11 protein-coding genes, 1 tRNA gene and 1 riboswitch are annotated in these 14,240 nt (G+C 61.5%); of the genes, 2 read left to right on the top strand and 10 right to left on the bottom strand.

What is annotated here, in order from left to right:
• Positions 1-54: 54 nt before the first annotated feature.
• Entirely contained in the window at positions 55-1,935 is a 1,881-nt protein-coding gene (gene asnB / locus AAAX32_RS01055; protein WP_117563808.1) for an asparagine synthase (glutamine-hydrolyzing), read from the bottom strand.
• A gap of 187 nt (positions 1,936-2,122) precedes the next feature.
• Here asnB and AAAX32_RS01050 point away from each other — a divergent pair.
• A tRNA-Val gene (locus AAAX32_RS01050) sits at positions 2,123-2,198 on the top strand.
• Between the two features lie 609 nt (positions 2,199-2,807).
• On the opposite strand, the gene AAAX32_RS01045 is transcribed toward AAAX32_RS01050, so the two are convergent.
• The 9 genes from AAAX32_RS01045 to AAAX32_RS01005 all read right to left on the bottom strand — a co-directional run bounded on the left by AAAX32_RS01045 (position 2,808) and on the right by AAAX32_RS01005 (position 12,187).
• A complete protein-coding gene (locus tag AAAX32_RS01045; protein WP_343001554.1) occupies positions 2,808-4,091 on the bottom strand; it encodes an aminotransferase class III-fold pyridoxal phosphate-dependent enzyme in 1,284 nt (427 codons plus the stop codon).
• 69 nt (positions 4,092-4,160) lie between these two features.
• Entirely contained in the window at positions 4,161-5,141 is a 981-nt protein-coding gene (gene argB, locus AAAX32_RS01040; protein ID WP_343001555.1) for an acetylglutamate kinase, read from the bottom strand.
• A gap of 81 nt (positions 5,142-5,222) precedes the next feature.
• Positions 5,223-6,491, bottom strand: a complete 1,269-nt coding sequence (argJ, locus tag AAAX32_RS01035; protein ID WP_217108273.1) for a bifunctional glutamate N-acetyltransferase/amino-acid acetyltransferase ArgJ — start codon at positions 6,489-6,491, stop codon at positions 5,223-5,225.
• A gap of 134 nt (positions 6,492-6,625) precedes the next feature.
• A complete protein-coding gene (gene argC / locus AAAX32_RS01030; protein WP_343011776.1) occupies positions 6,626-7,696 on the bottom strand; it encodes an N-acetyl-gamma-glutamyl-phosphate reductase in 1,071 nt (356 codons plus the stop codon).
• A 257-nt stretch (positions 7,697-7,953) separates the two neighbouring features.
• Positions 7,954-8,364: a pyridoxamine 5'-phosphate oxidase family protein gene (locus tag AAAX32_RS01025; RefSeq protein ID WP_099432117.1), complete on the bottom strand. Its 411-nt coding sequence runs from the start codon at positions 8,362-8,364 to the stop codon at positions 7,954-7,956.
• A 54-nt stretch (positions 8,365-8,418) separates the two neighbouring features.
• Entirely contained in the window at positions 8,419-8,865 is a 447-nt protein-coding gene (locus tag AAAX32_RS01020) for a pyridoxamine 5'-phosphate oxidase family protein (RefSeq protein ID WP_349099677.1), read from the bottom strand.
• A gap of 30 nt (positions 8,866-8,895) precedes the next feature.
• Positions 8,896-9,696, bottom strand: coding sequence for an energy-coupling factor transporter transmembrane component T (locus AAAX32_RS01015; RefSeq protein ID WP_138339571.1), 801 nt, complete (start codon positions 9,694-9,696; stop codon positions 8,896-8,898).
• Complete coding sequence (locus AAAX32_RS01010) at positions 9,696-11,600, bottom strand: energy-coupling factor transporter ATPase (protein ID WP_349099675.1); 1,905 nt, start codon at positions 11,598-11,600, stop codon at positions 9,696-9,698. Before AAAX32_RS01010 ends, AAAX32_RS01015 begins: the two co-directional genes overlap by 1 nt.
• Positions 11,597-12,187, bottom strand: a complete 591-nt coding sequence (locus tag AAAX32_RS01005) for an ECF transporter S component (RefSeq protein WP_055252299.1) — start codon at positions 12,185-12,187, stop codon at positions 11,597-11,599. The genes AAAX32_RS01010 and AAAX32_RS01005 overlap by 4 nt, the downstream gene beginning before the upstream one ends.
• Before the next feature lie 5 nt (positions 12,188-12,192).
• A riboswitch (FMN riboswitch) is annotated at positions 12,193-12,385 on the bottom strand.
• Between the two features lie 523 nt (positions 12,386-12,908).
• On the opposite strand from AAAX32_RS01005, the gene AAAX32_RS01000 reads away from it, so the two are divergent.
• The gene (locus AAAX32_RS01000; RefSeq protein WP_349099673.1) at positions 12,909-14,198 is read left to right on the top strand and encodes an IS110 family transposase; all 1,290 of its coding nucleotides are present in this window, start codon (positions 12,909-12,911) and stop codon (positions 14,196-14,198) included.
• Positions 14,199-14,240: the final 42 nt, after the last annotated feature.

Genomic DNA, 14,240 nt, shown 5'->3' with positions numbered 1-14,240 from the left:
ACGCAAAAACGGCTCCCGGAGGAGCCGTTACGCGCAGGCGTTCGTAAGCCGAGGCTAGGCAGCCTGAACAGCGGGCTGGTCCTCGTCGATAAAGAAGCGCTTGTACCACACCAGGAACACGAGCGGCGTATAGATCTTGCGCTGGAAATCGCCCTTGCCCGCAAAGTGCAGATCGAGCAGGTGCATGAGCTCGTCGGTATCGAAGAACTCGCTTGCCCACGGCGCGGTGAAGTACTCCTTGACATAGTCGTACCACTTTTGCTCGCGCAGCCAGTAGACAATCGGCACCGGGAAGCCCACCTTGGGACGGGTGGCCCACTCATCGGGCAGCGACTTGTTGGCAGCGTGGCGGAGTACCTGTTTGTTGCCGTTCTCGTTGATGCGGTAACGGTCGGGAATGTGTTCGGCGAACTCCATGACTTTGCGGTCCAGGAAGGGCACGCGCAGCTCCAGCGAGTGCGCCATGCACATCTTGTCGGCCTTGAGCAGAATGTCGCCCGGGAGCCACATGTTCATGTCCAGGTACTGTTTCTTGACCAGCTCGGGCTGACCCTTCACGCGCGCATAGATGGGAGCGGCAAGCTCGAAGGCGCCGTCGCCGGTGTTGTACTCGGGCTTGAGCACGCCGTCGACCTCGCGCTCCGGCCATACCAGAGCCTGTCCCAGGAACGACTTCTCGGGGATCTCGGCACCCTTGACCAGGAAGTTATGTCCCTTGAAGTACGGCATATGCAGCGCCAGGTTACCGAGCGCGCGACGGATGGGCAGCGGAACCATCTTTTTGTACTTACGCACCGGGACCGTATCCTCGTAGTAGGCGTAGCCGCCAAAGAGTTCGTCGGCGCCTTCGCCCGAAAGCACGACGGTAACGTCCTTGCGGGCCATCTCGGCCAAGAACCACAGCGGCACGGAAGACAGGTTGGACTGCGGCTCGTCCATGTGATACTGGATGTCCTCGAGCGCACCGAAGAACTCGTCGGCGGTGATCATCTTGCGAACGTTCTCGACGCCGAGCTTATCGGAAAGCTCCTTGGCGTAGTTGGTCTCGTTGAAATTCTTGTAGTCAAAGCCCACCGAGAAGGTCTTGTCGGGCATAAGGCAAGCGGCGATGTAGCTGGAGTCGACGCCACCGGAGAGGAACGACGCGACCTTGACATCGGCGATGCGATGGGCCTCGACGCTCTCGTGCACGACCTCGTCCAGCTCGTCGACATACTCTTCGAACGGCTTCTCGACGGCAGAGTAATCGCAATCCCAGTAGCGCTCGATGTTCATCTTGCCGGTCGGGATATCGACGGTAAAGTAGTGCGCCGGCGGCAGCTTGTAGACACCCTCGAAGAAGGTCTCCTCAGTCGCCGAATACTGCAGCGTCATGTACGGACGCAGAGCCTTTTTGTTGACCGCCTTGTGGAAGTGCGGGTAGTCCAGGAAGCTCTTGATCTCGGAACCAAAGAGCACGCCCGGAGCGCCGTCGCCCGCATCGGCCATGGGATAGTAGTAAAGCGGCTTGATGCCAAAGATGTCGCGGGCGCCAAAAAGCTTGTTCTTCTTTTTGTCCCAGATGACGAAGGCGTACATACCGCGCAGGCGATCGAGGACGGCCTCGCCCCACTCCTCGTAGCCGTGCAGGAGGCTCTCGGTGTCGGCGCCGCAGTGGAACTTGTAGCCCTTGGCCTCGAGCTCGGAACGGAGTTCTTGGAAGTTGTAGATCTCGCCGTTGAAGACAATGACGACGCTGCCGTCCTCGTTGGCCATGGGTTGAGCGCCGGCCTCGGTCAGGTCGAGGATCGACAGGCGGCGGAAGCCCAGGGCAACGCGGCCGTCGATAAACTGACCGCCCATGTCGGGACCGCGATGGACGATGCGGTCCATCATCTTGGTGAGCACCTCGGATTGGTTATCCGTCCCACCGACAAAACCAACAAAACCGCACATATACTATCCCCTCTGCTGTTGCTGGGCATCAAATCGAATCAGTAGCTTTTGAGTATACCCGAGGGCGTAAAGAGGGGCGGAATGTTCAGGCAATCTCAACTGAATCAGCTCCGCGCCGACACGCGCCAGTTACCTTTAATGGATATGAGATGAATGAGGCGATTGTTTTGCTATACTCTCTCCGCACGGGCGATTGGCGCAACGGTTAGCGCAGGTGCTTTACACGCACAAGGCTGGGGGTTCGAATCCCTCATCGCCCACCACCGAATTGGAAACGGTCCTCGCAAGGGGACCGTTTTTGTTTGGGCCCGGTGCATGGGATTCGGACCCGCCAGGGTGCGGAGCTGAGGAAACGCGAAGCGTTTTCCAGCGCAGCACGCGAGGGCCGTAGGCCCGAAGCGAAAGCGGGCGGCGTCAGCCGCACGCGACACCCCTCATCGCCCACCATTGAGTTGGAAACGGTCCTCGAAAGGGGACCGTTTTTGTTTGGGCCCATTTCATGGGATTCGAACCCGCCAGCACGTCTGTCACAAAGGCCGTGGCCAAATAATGGCAAAAATGAGTACTGCTACTTTGCTTGCAACATATAAAAAGATAGCGTTTGCGTAAGTTACGCAACATATGTCCATTATAAGGACTAACAGTTAGATCACAATCGTGCATTCATCGCCATTTCGACTTGCTATCTGGCCTTATTAGTCCAAAATTGCTGCTACCAAATCGGTAGCAGTACTCATATTTAATGTTTTTTGACCAGCGGGTCTCCCTGCCTTAGCAAATCTAAGGCAAAACGGGCTCCAGACCGCTGAATCATGCCACATAGGGCACGCTCGCAGTCCGGAACCCGGTCCAAATTGAGTTATTGCGCCGCGTTAGACCAAGACACCCGACAGGATCTCGATCAGACTGTCCACGTCGGCTTCCTCGCAGACGAGCGGCGGCAAGAAACGCAGCGTATGAGCACCCGTAGCGTTAATCACGGCACCGGCGGCCAGCGCGCGGGCAACAATATCATGCGCGTCGCCCGCGGCATCATCCAAATCGCAGCCGAGCATCAGGCCACGGCCACGCACCTCTACCACATGCGGAAGTTTAGCCAGCGCCTGCTCCATATAGGCACCCACCTTGGCAGCATGGTCGGCATAATCGCCGCGCACGAGCGCGGAGAGCGTCGCGGCACACGCCGTGATGGCCAGGCAGCTACCGCCAAAGGTCGAGCCGTGGTCGCCCGGCTTAAACACGTCGGCAATCCCCTTCTTTGCCACGACGGCACCCATGGGCACGCCGTCGGCAATGCCCTTGGCAAGGCTCATGATGTCGGGCTCCACGCCATAGGTTTGGAACGCAAATGGCTTACCCGTGCGGAAGATACCGCACTGGACCTCGTCGGCGATAAGCACGGCGCCCACTTCGTGTGCCAGGTCGCGCGCTGCCGCCATAAACTCCTCGGTCATGGGGTGCACGCCACTCTCACCCTGGATCGGCTCGAGCATCACGGCACAAATCTCGCTCCCCAGCTGCTTAAAGATCGCACGCAGTTCATCGACATCGTTGGGCGTGCAGGCCACAAAGCCACCCGGCAGCGGGCGGAAGCTATCCTGCAGCCAATCCTGCATGGTGGCGGCAATGGTCTCGAGCGTACGGCCGTGGAAGCCGCCGCGCATGCACACGATGGTGTTGCCGCCATTACCGGCACGCTTGGCGTACAGGCGCGCGAGCTTCATCGAGCCCTCGTTGGCCTCGGCGCCAGAGTTGGCAAAGAAGGTCTCCCAAACCTGCTCATCCGCAGCCGGGGCACCAAGAGCAGCTGCCGTGGTCTCATCGCCGGCGACAATGGCATCGGCAAGCACGCGCGCACCATCTACGTCGTCGTTAGCAAGCTTGGACAGCAGCGCCGCGACCTGTCCGCGCTGCTCAATGTAGAAGTAATTGGAGACATGCATGAGCTTTTTGGTCTGTGCCTCGAGCGCCGAGAGCACAGCCGGGTCGCCATGACCTAGGCTGCACACGCCGATACCGGCAAGAAAGTCGAGGTACTCACGGCCATCGTCGCCGGTGAGCTTCATGCCGTGACCCTCGACAAACTCGACCGGAGAGCGGCCAAAGGTATGCATAACGTAATGGGATTCAAGCGATTGCTGAGCTGCAAGTGACATGGGATGCCTTTCGTTGGGCGCCAGACGGCGCGGGGCTATGGGTGCAGGAATGGGGCGGCTGCGGGTCAGCTAGACCGTCTGAAGCTTCTCGACCTCGTCAAGGTTCTCGGTCAGACGCGCAGCAAACGTCGAAAGCGGATGCGGATGCGTATCGAACTCGTAAGCCGTCTCGGTGGAATGGATCACGGTGCCGACGCCGGCATCGGTCAGCAGCTCCAGGAGCAGCGAATGCGGCGTAGTACCGTTAATGATGTGGGCACGAAATACGCCGCCGGTAAGCGCATCGACGGCCGCACGCAGCTTGGGAATCATGCCCTTATCGACCTCGCCGCCGTAGAGCATTTCGTTAACCTCGTCGAGCGTTAGGTTGGAGATAAGCGAGTCCTTGTCGCTAAAGTCCTTGTACAGGCCATCGACATCGGTCAAAAAGATCGCCTTATGCGCGTGGAGCGCCGCGGCAACGGCACCGGCGGCGGTATCGGCGTTGATGTTGAAGAAACCGCCGTCCTCCCCCGCCGCGACGGTAGCGATGACGGGAATGTACTCGCTATCGAGTAAGCGCTCGATATAGTCGGTGTTGACGTGCGTCACTTTGCCCACACGACCGAGCTCGGGGTCGAGCGGCTCGGCGATGAGCGTGCCGGCATCGCTGCCCGACACGCCCACGGCCAGGTTGCCGTGGTGGTTGATGGCAGCAACCAGCTCCTGGTTAACCTTGCCGCCCAGCACCTCGCGCACGATATCCATAGTCGCCGGCGAGGTCACGCGCTGGCCGTTCTTAAACTCGACGGGAATATCGTAATGGCTCAGCGCCTCGTTGATAGCCTTGCCGCCGCCGTGCACGATAACGGGGCGCATGCCGATGATCTTGAGCAGGACGATGTCGCTCATCACGTCGCGACGCAGCTGCTCGTCGACCATGGCTGCACCGCCGTACTTGATAACGACCGTCTTGCCGGTCAAGTTCTTAATCCACGGCAGCGCTTCGAACAGCAGCTGCGCGGTTGCTTCGTTGGATTCGCTCGAACGACAATCGCGTGCGAATTTCATAATCTGCCTCGTCTTTCATATCGTTATCGCGCCGTGCTCAGCTGTCCGCAATCGCGGCAAGATGCGCAGCGTGCCTGGAATCTAGGAACGGTAGTCGCCGTTGATGGAGATGTACTCATGCGTGAGGTCGCAGGTCCACACGGTCGTTGCCGCGTCGCCTGCGCCCAGGTCGGCCGAGATCACGATCTCGGGCGCCTCGAAACGTCGTAGAGCCTCGTCCTCGTCAAAGGGAACAGTCAGACCGTCGCGACAGACGGGCATGCCCATCATGTCGATGGAAACGTCTTCCTGATTAAATTTCACGCCGCACTTGCCAAGCGCCATAGCAACGCGACCCCAGTTGCAGTCGTGGCCGGCGATGCAGGTCTTAACGAGCGGCGAGTTGGCAACGGCACGGGCGGCGATATCGGCTTCCTCGTCGTTCACGGCGCCGGTAACGTTGACCGTAACAAGCTTGGATGCGCCCTCACCATCGGCGGCGATATTGCGCGCCAGGCTCTCGCACACCTCGTGCACGGCAAATGCCAACTCGTCAAAGGCATCGGAGCCCTCGACGATAGGCTCGACATCTGCGGCAGCGGCGCCGGAGGCAAGCATGATGCAGGTGTCGTTGGTTGAGGTGTCGGAATCGACCGTTACCTTGTTAAAGGTCTGCTTGACGGTCGAGAGCAGCAGGGTATGAAGTGCCGCAGGCTCGACGGGGGCATCGGTGGTGATAACTGCGATCATGGTGGCCATGTTGGGCATGATCATGCCCGAGCCCTTGCACATTCCACCTACCGTATAGACATTGCCCGCATGACCCGCAGCCTCGCTGACGTAGGCCACGGCGTACTCCTTGGAGTGCGTGTCGGTCGTCATGATGGCGCGAGCGGCATCGGCGCCACCGTGGGCGGAGAGCGCCTCGTAGGCAGCAGGAATGGCGGTCTCAAACGTGTCGATCGGCAGAATCTGGCCAATCACACCCGTGGAGGCAACCAGAATCTGCTGGGGCTCGCAGCCGATGACCTGCGATGCGATGCTGCACGTCTCGCGCGCGCATGCAAGGCCGGTCTCACCCGTGGCGGCGTTGGCATTGCCAGAGTTGACCGAAACGCCGGCGATGATACCGTAGCCCTTGTCGGCACCGCCCAGGTTGGCACGGCTCACCTGCACGGGCGCCGCACAAAAGCGATTGGTGGTAAACACGCCGGCACCGGGGCAGGGTTTATCGGGCACGACAAGCGCGTAATCCAGACGCTCTGGGTTCTTGCGGAACCCAGCGTGGATGCCTGCAGCCTTAAAACCAGCCGCAGCCGTAACGCCGCCCTCGACGGCGCGAATCTTGATATCAAACAGCTCAGTATTCATCGTCTTTATGGCTCCTTATGTCAAACAAAAAACGGACATCGGTTGGTGCGCCATGCCAGTCGTGATCATGAGACCAGCTTAAGAGTGGCGCCCCACTCGATGCCCGACTACCAAATCGTTAACAATCGAATGTGCTACACCGGGCACGCCACTGTGGGCAAGCCTCGTCGCTCGTCAAAGCCAAAGACGATATTGGCGCACTGGACCGCTTGGCCCGCAGCGCCCTTGCACAGATTGTCGATGGCGCCCGTCGCCACCAGCACGCCCGCGCGCTTATTGAGCGCGAGGCCAATCTGGGCGGCGTTGGTGCCGACAACCGAAGCCGTCTTGGGCTGCTGGCCAGCATCGAGCACGCGCACAAAGGTGCGACCGGCATAGAACTGCTTGTAATAGTCGACAACGTCCTCAAGAGCCAAGGAGTCGATGGCCTGCGGCGCGAGCGGCATCGTCACCGTGGAGAGCAGACCACGCTTGAGCGGTGCCAGGTGCGGGGTAAAGACGACGCGATCGGTCAGGCCAAGGATTTGCTCAATCTCGGGCGTGTGGCGATGCTTGCCCACGCCGTAGGCCTCCAAATTCTCGTCGGCGCTGCAAAAATGCGTACGAGCGTTGCAGGACTTGCCGGCACCCGTCACACCGCTGATGGCATCGACAATCACGGGACCGTTCTCGGCCACCCAGCCCGCACGCACGGCAGGAGCGGCAGCAAGGCTCGTTGCGGTGGGATAGCAGCCGGCGCAGGCAACCAGCACGGGTTTGCCGTCGGCATGATCGGATGCAGCGGTCTCCAAATCCTGGGAGAACAGCTCGGGCAGACCGAAGGCGCGGGTCTTGAGCAACTCGGGGCTCGTGTGCTTGGCGGCATACCAGGCCTCAAAGGTGGCCGGATCGCTCAGGCGATAGTCGGCCGAGAGGTCAATGCAGGAGACTCCCGCGGCAAGCAGGGCGGGCACCTGAGCCATGGCCGCGGTATGCGGCACGGCCAAGAAGACGGCGCCGCAGGATTTAAGCTCGGGGGCGTCATGCGTGGTGAAAACCAGATCGCTCACGCCAGCAAAGCTCGGATACACCGCGGACAACGGCTGGCCGGCATCGGCGTTGGACGTAATGGCGACAAGTTCAAACTCGGGATGACCGAGCACGAGGCGAATGAGCTCGGCTCCGGCATATCCAGCCGCGCCGACGATTCCAACCTTCAAAGACATATCAGACTCCTTGTCTGCGATTTATGCACCGATGCGCATTTCGCAGCGGTCGTTATGAAGTGGGTTGAAACTTTAGCACCAAAAGATGCATTAACACGTAAATGGTTTACATATTCATGCATTGAAACATTCCCGACACATTCGCTTGAAGGAATTGACAAATGGAGCGGGCCCCGTATTGACCGGCGCTCCTAACGGCGCCGGGCAATACGGGGCCCGCCCATGCGAAAACCAAGTTGTTAGGATGAGCCAGCTGGCTAGAGCTCGACCGGCACCCATTCGTCGTGATTGCAGATAAAAGCCTCGGGATCCTCGACGCTAAAGAAGACGAGCGTGGGGTCGTTAGGCCCCTCATAGTGCTCGCCCAGGCGCTCTAGATGCTTCCACCCGGCTTCGCGCATTTCGTCTAAGGCCCGGTCATCCAAGCCGGCACGCCCGCGCAAGATGAGCCAGCCATGGCCCGGCCACCAACTCGTGGCCTCAAAGCGCTGATTTTGTAGCAGCTCTTGCCACACGTCTTTGGTGCGCGCTGTTACAAACCACAGCTTGCCATCCTGGATCTGCGCAAACGAAAACGGACGCACATGAGGCTGTCCGTCAACGCTCGTCGCCAAATACCATGCCGGCACCGACGTCAGATACTCCAACACCGTATTCAATCCGTCCATGTGTCCTCCTGTCGCCTGACCAGTCTTTTTGGAATGGGTAATCAATTTGGGAAATTAGAGCTCCAGGCGCTCCTCGCTGCCGTCGATATCACAGAAGCGCGCGGCAATGTTGCGGACCGAAAAGAAAGCAAGGCGGCCGTCGTTGGCGCTATCGTGTTCCTCGCCGATGCCCACCATGTGTTTAAAACCCGCCTGGCGTACCTTGTCGCTCACGACCGCATCGTCCTCGAGCGCGGCCTCGCCGGTCAGTACAATCCAACACTCCCCCGGTTTCCAACCCGAAACCTCAAACTTGGGGTTCGCGCTGAGCTCGGCCCACACATCCTTGTCGCGCGATGTGCAAAACCACAGCTTACCGTCATCGACCATGGCAAATGAAAACGGCCTCACGCGAGGCTGATACCCGTCGGCCACATCGGTCGTGGCCAGATACCACGCCGGAATGCGCCTGAGATCCGAACAGGCGCGCTCAAGCTGAGCCGTGCGGTCGTTGTCGGTCATAGGGACCCCTTTCTTGCGCTCGAATCGCGCCTAAACAAGTTGAAGGTTGATGACGATGACACACACGAGCAGCAGCACCGTCACCACCGCGGCCAGTGCATCCCCGCGGCCAAACGTAAGTGTATGCAGACGCGTGCGTCCCTGTTCGCCGTGATAGCAGCGCGCATCCATGGCGGCCGAAAGCGTCTCGGCATGACGGAACACGCCGGTGAACAGCGGAATCGCCACACTGCCGAGCATGCGCACACCGCCGAGCGGACCGCACGTCACGCGCGCGCCGCGGCTTGCCTGCGCGTCCGCCGTCTGCTTCATCTCGGTGGCGAACTGCGGCATAAAGCGCAACGCGATACCCATGATCATGCCGAGCTCATGCGCAGGGAGCCCCACGCGCGCAAACGGTGCGAGCAGACGCTCAAAGCCCGCGGTGAGGTCGAGCGTGGGCGTGGTGAGCGTAATGGCGCTCATGCCGGCCATCATCAGGGTCAGGCGGCACGCCATAAAGGCGGCAGAACGCAGCGAGCCCTCGCTTATCTGCAGAAAGCCGAGCTGCCACAGGATGCGCCCGCTCTGGTCGGAAAACAGGTTGAGCACCGCAACCACGATGACGATTGCCAGCAGCGGCGCCATCGACGACAGAGCGCGACGAGCCGGCACCCGGGACACGGCATAGATCAGGACAACGAAGATTGCGACCGGGGCCAGTCCGCGGAAGCTGCTGACTGTGAGCGTCGTGATCAGAAACACAAAGCCCAAGAGCAACTTAGTTCGCGGGTCCAGGCGGTGGATCGCACTATCGCCGGGATAGTAGCTGCCAAACGAAAACGCCTCCATTAGCAGCCCTCCTCTCGCGCGACCGTCTTGGATTTAGCAATGTCCGCGACGTTAGAAGGACCGCCCGAGCGACCGATTAGCAGGTCCACCAACTCGTCTGCCAGCGACTCAACCGTATAGAGCCCGCCGCGACGCAGCGGCACGCCCGCCTCCGTAAGCGCCAGCGCCATACGCTGGGCGGCGGGAACGCCCAAGCCGATCGACTTGAGCTCATCGGCATGCGCAAACACCTGCGCGGGGGTTCCCTCGGCAAACACCGCGCCTTCGTTCATTACGACAATGCGGTCGCAGCAATTGGCCAGGTCATCCATACTATGCGAAACCATGACAACGGTCAGGCCATCGCGGTGAAGTCGATCGATAAGCTCAAGGAAATCCCTGCGCGCAGCCGGATCGAGCCCCGCCATGGGTTCATCGAGCACCAGGACTTCGGGCTCCATGGCGAGCACGCCGGCGAATGCCACACGCCGTTGCTGACCGCCCGAAAGCTCAAAGGGACTCTTGTCGCCGACCGTAGAAAGGTCGAGGCCCACGCGCGAGAGCGATGACTCGACACGACGGTCGACTTCATCTTGCGGCAAGCCAAGGTTGTGCGGACCAAACGCCACGTCCTGCGCCACGGTTTCGGCAAATAGCTGGCGCTCGGGATACTGAAACACCACGCCGACCTTGGCCTTAACAGCGGCGGCGTCTTTCTTGTTTGATAGGTCGAGCCCCAGCGCGCAAACGCTTCCCTCCTGGGGACGAATCAAACCGTTGAGATGCTGGACCAGCGTCGACTTACCCGAACCGGTATGACCTGCTAGCCCCAGGAACTCGCCGCGACGCACCGTCAGCGATACATCGCGCAGCGCCCACGGGCTGCTTGGGTCGTTTCCCCAGAGAGCCTGTTTGCTCGATTTGCCCGCAGTGGCCGAGCGCTTATGCCAGCAGCGGCGCTCGCGGGCGCTCAGCGAGTAACTATGTGAGAGATACGAAATCTCGATGACGGGCTCCGACGCTACTGTTCCATCGTTTGCAGAGGATGCGTTGTCGAGCATACGAGGATCGGACGCAAAGGGCCGCTCTACGATGTCTACCCCACTTCGCTCGGCATAAGCCTGCGCAATCTCAGCGACCATATCCGCCTCACGCACCTGCGCGCAAACGGGCACGCCCTTCTCACGAAGTGCCCTACCTAGACAGCACGACGCCGGCATATCCAAGTTGAGCTGCGCAAGTTCGTCCGCCCGCGTCAAGATTTCCTCGGGCGTGCCCAGCATGGCAACTCGCCCCGTCTGAAACACGGCGACACGATCGGCCTCGGCGGCCTCTTCCATAAAGTGCGTAATCATCACGATGGTCATGCCGCGATCGTGCAACGCGCGGCAAGCCTTCATGAGGCCCTTGCGCCCACGCGGATCGAGCATCGAGGAAGCCTCGTCCAATATGAGCACGCGCGGTTCCATGGCGAGCACGCCGGCAAGCGCCACGCGCTGCTTTTGGCCGCCCGAAAGCGCATGGGTCTCGTGGTGCTCAAAGCCCACCAGGCCCACGCCTTTCAGCGCCTCGCGTACGCGCTGCGCAATTTGCGCCGATGGCACGCCTAGGTTTTCGGGACCAAACGCAATGTCATCTTCGACAAGCGTTGCCACCAGCTGGTCGTCGGGATTCTGGAATACCATGCCCGCGGTCGAACGAATGTCGTAGACCAGCTCGGGGTCGGACGCATCCATGCCGTTGATGCGTACCGTGCCCGCATCGGGCTGCAACAGCGCATTCAGATGCTTGGCAAACGTCGACTTGCCCGACCCATTGCCACCGAGGATGCAGAAAAACTCCCCGTCCTCGATGTTCAGATCGACGCCGTCGAGCGCCGGTGCGGCACCGTCATAACTAAAGGAAACGCCCCGACACTCAATCATGCGCGGCCTTTGACCTGGTCCTTTTTAGGCGTGATGAGGTTGGAAACCGCCTTGTACACCGCAAGCGTCAATACCGAGTTAAGCACGGTCTTGATAAGGTTGAACGGCAGTACGGCAGGAATCATGAGCGGGGCGATCACATCGACCGAGCCATACCAGAACCATACGCCAATGGTAAGGTTTGCGACCATAGACAGCGCTGTAGCGGCAATGACGCCAAGCACCAGGCCAATCACGGCACCCTTATAGGTGTGCATCTTCTGGTAAACGATAGCCGCGGGCAGAATATAGCCCAGCGTGGCAACCAAGTTCATAAGCGCGCCGACCCAGTCACCCGTGGTGAGCGCATGGATAACGATAGCCATAGCGGCAACAGCGGTACCGGCGCCGGGACCATACGCAAACCCGCACACCATCGCCGGCACCAGCGACGGGTCATAGGTCAAAAACGGCGCCGAAGGAAGGATGGGCAGCTGCACGTACATAAACAGGGCGCCCAGGGCGCACATCAGCGCCATGGTAACGAGCTGTTTGGTGCTCCACCTATTCGTGTTCTCAAAATGGATATGCTGCGACTGTTCAGACATAAGATCACCTGCCTCTTTCATCCGGACTCTAACCGTTGGTACTGGGATCTCACCAGTTCAGCCGGCATGCGAACCAACACACACACGGGTCGCGGACTCATCGGCTCAGTCGCAGGCACCTCGCCTGCTCCACGGCGTCCCTTTGACACCGCCCGATTTACCGCCAGTGGGGAATTCCACCCCGCCCTGAAACAGCAATTGCAAGTGTAGCACGAGCAATCGTTCGCGCAAGTATGCCGAGGGTAATTTATGGTGGGGATCAGTTGCCGCAACAACCACGCTCCCCACCCATCCCAAAGTGACGCGCCTTTCGCGGCAAAGCCGCGAAACAGCGACCGGGACACGTATCCCCAACAACCACTTTCTCCGCCCGCCGACCTCAAGGCCGTAAACGCAGGGAATCCGGGGGCGTGACGGGGCTTCTCTCCGGAACATTCCGCACTGATATCTTCTGTATTGAAGACGTCGATGATGCACCCGTATACCATTGACGTCGACACCATCAGATGCGGACCGCGCGGTGACCCCACATTCCGCTGGCGCCCACAGGGCTGCCCTCGTTTCCTGACATGTCCCGCGCGGGCCGCGGCGAGCCGAGACCGCCGCATGACCTAATAGGAGCATGGAGCGATACCGCGGACCCGATCAACCGCATTCTATCGCGCCCCGTCAGTGTGCCGTCTGCCCGGTCCAGGCGAGCACGGAAAGAACGGAGCGAGACATGCAAAACGAATCGATACCCGGCGCCCGCGGGCCGGTCTTCTGCGGGGTCGACACCCACGCCGACTCGCACTGGCTGTACGTCCTGGACTGGAGGGGCCGCAGGGTCCTGTCCCGCCGGTTCCCCGCCGACGCGGCGGGCTACGAGGCGCTCGCCGGGGCGATCGCCGCGGCCGGGGAGCCGGCCTGCGTCGCGATGGAGGGGACGTCGTCCTACGGGGCGGGCCTCACCAGGCACCTCGCGTCGCTGGGGATGCCCGTGCGCGAGGCGCTCTCCCCGGCGAGGACGCAGAGGAGGCGCCCGGGGCAGGGGAAGTGCGACGAGGCGGACGCGGAGAGGGCCGCCCGCGCGGCGATGTCCGGCTCAAGGCTCGGGACCCCCAAGAGCCAGGACGGGTGGGTCGACGGGGTGCGCTGCATGCTCGCGGCGCGCTCCGGGGCGGTGAAGGCGCGGACCTCGGCGATCAACACCGCGAGGTCGCTGCTCACCACCGCGCCGGAGGGGCTCAGGTCGAGGTTCCGCGGCATGGGAGGGCCGAGGCTGATGGAGGAGCTCCCCTCCGTGCGCGCCGAGGGCGCGCTGGGCGCCGCGCTCGGCGCGCTGGCGGACCTGTGGGCGGCGGCGCGCGACGCGGCGCTCGACATGGAGCTCGCGATCGAGGCGTCCCTGGAGGAGAACTGCCCCGCGCTGCTGGCGATGTACGGGTGCGGGCCCGTGAGCGCGGCCAAGCTCGCGGTCGCGGCCGGGGACAACCCGGGCAGGCTGCGCTCCGAGGCGTCGTTCGCGGCGATATGCGGCGCCTGCCCCATCCCCGCCTCGAGCGGCAAGACCGTGAGGCACAGGCTCAACAGGGGCGGCGACCGGCAGGCGAACAGCGCGCTGCACGAGATCGCGAGGCAGAGGGTCATGCGCGACCCCGAGACCGCCGAGTACGCCGAGAGGGCCAGGGGGCGGGGAAAGAGCGACAGGGAGGTCATGAGGTGCCTCAAGCGCTACGTGGCCAGGGAGGCGTACCGGGCGCTGATGCACCCGCACGAGATCAGGAGGCCGGCGGACGCGTCGGAGCTCGTGGCGGCCAGGCGCGCGGCGAGGGTCAGCCAGGTGAGGGCGGCGTCCATACTGGGCACCAGCGAGAAGTACATCTCGATGCTGGAGAGGGGCCAAAGGGAGCTCAAGCCCATAAGGAGGGCCTACGAGGCATGGGTCGAGGCGGGGCTCCCGCTCGATTGGGACAGGCAGGCGTTCGAGGCCGAGCGCAAAATGGATTCTAAAAAACACCTTGCCAAATAGGAGCGTCAGGACGCAAAGAGGCTCCGCAGCGCGAAGCGCGAT

Origin of the sequence: Collinsella sp. CLA-ER-H3, from assembly GCF_040092425.1 — a bacterium.
GTDB lineage: Bacteria > Actinomycetota > Coriobacteriia > Coriobacteriales > Coriobacteriaceae > Collinsella.
Note: the sequence above shows the minus strand (reverse complement) of the source record. Positions and strands in the feature narration are given on the sequence as shown.

What these genes read in the sequence shown, in the direction of transcription:
- AAAX32_RS01000 (WP_349099673.1), top strand. Translation starts at nt 12,909, where the DNA reads ATGCAAAACGAATCGATACCCGGCGCCCGCGGGCCGGTCTTCTGCGGG.
- argB (WP_343001555.1), bottom strand. Translation starts at nt 5,141, where the DNA reads ATGAAATTCGCACGCGATTGTCGTTCGAGCGAATCCAACGAAGCAACC.
- argC (WP_343011776.1), bottom strand. Translation starts at nt 7,696, where the DNA reads ATGTCTTTGAAGGTTGGAATCGTCGGCGCGGCTGGATATGCCGGAGCC.
- asnB (WP_117563808.1), bottom strand. Translation starts at nt 1,935, where the DNA reads ATGTGCGGTTTTGTTGGTTTTGTCGGTGGGACGGATAACCAATCCGAG.
- argJ (WP_217108273.1), bottom strand. Translation starts at nt 6,491, where the DNA reads ATGAATACTGAGCTGTTTGATATCAAGATTCGCGCCGTCGAGGGCGGC.
- AAAX32_RS01015 (WP_138339571.1), bottom strand. Translation starts at nt 9,696, where the DNA reads ATGGAGGCGTTTTCGTTTGGCAGCTACTATCCCGGCGATAGTGCGATC.
- AAAX32_RS01010 (WP_349099675.1), bottom strand. Translation starts at nt 11,600, where the DNA reads ATGATTGAGTGTCGGGGCGTTTCCTTTAGTTATGACGGTGCCGCACCG.
- AAAX32_RS01020 (WP_349099677.1), bottom strand. Translation starts at nt 8,865, where the DNA reads ATGACCGACAACGACCGCACGGCTCAGCTTGAGCGCGCCTGTTCGGAT.
- AAAX32_RS01045 (WP_343001554.1), bottom strand. Translation starts at nt 4,091, where the DNA reads ATGTCACTTGCAGCTCAGCAATCGCTTGAATCCCATTACGTTATGCAT.
- AAAX32_RS01005 (WP_055252299.1), bottom strand. Translation starts at nt 12,187, where the DNA reads ATGTCTGAACAGTCGCAGCATATCCATTTTGAGAACACGAATAGGTGG.
- AAAX32_RS01025 (WP_099432117.1), bottom strand. Translation starts at nt 8,364, where the DNA reads ATGGACGGATTGAATACGGTGTTGGAGTATCTGACGTCGGTGCCGGCA.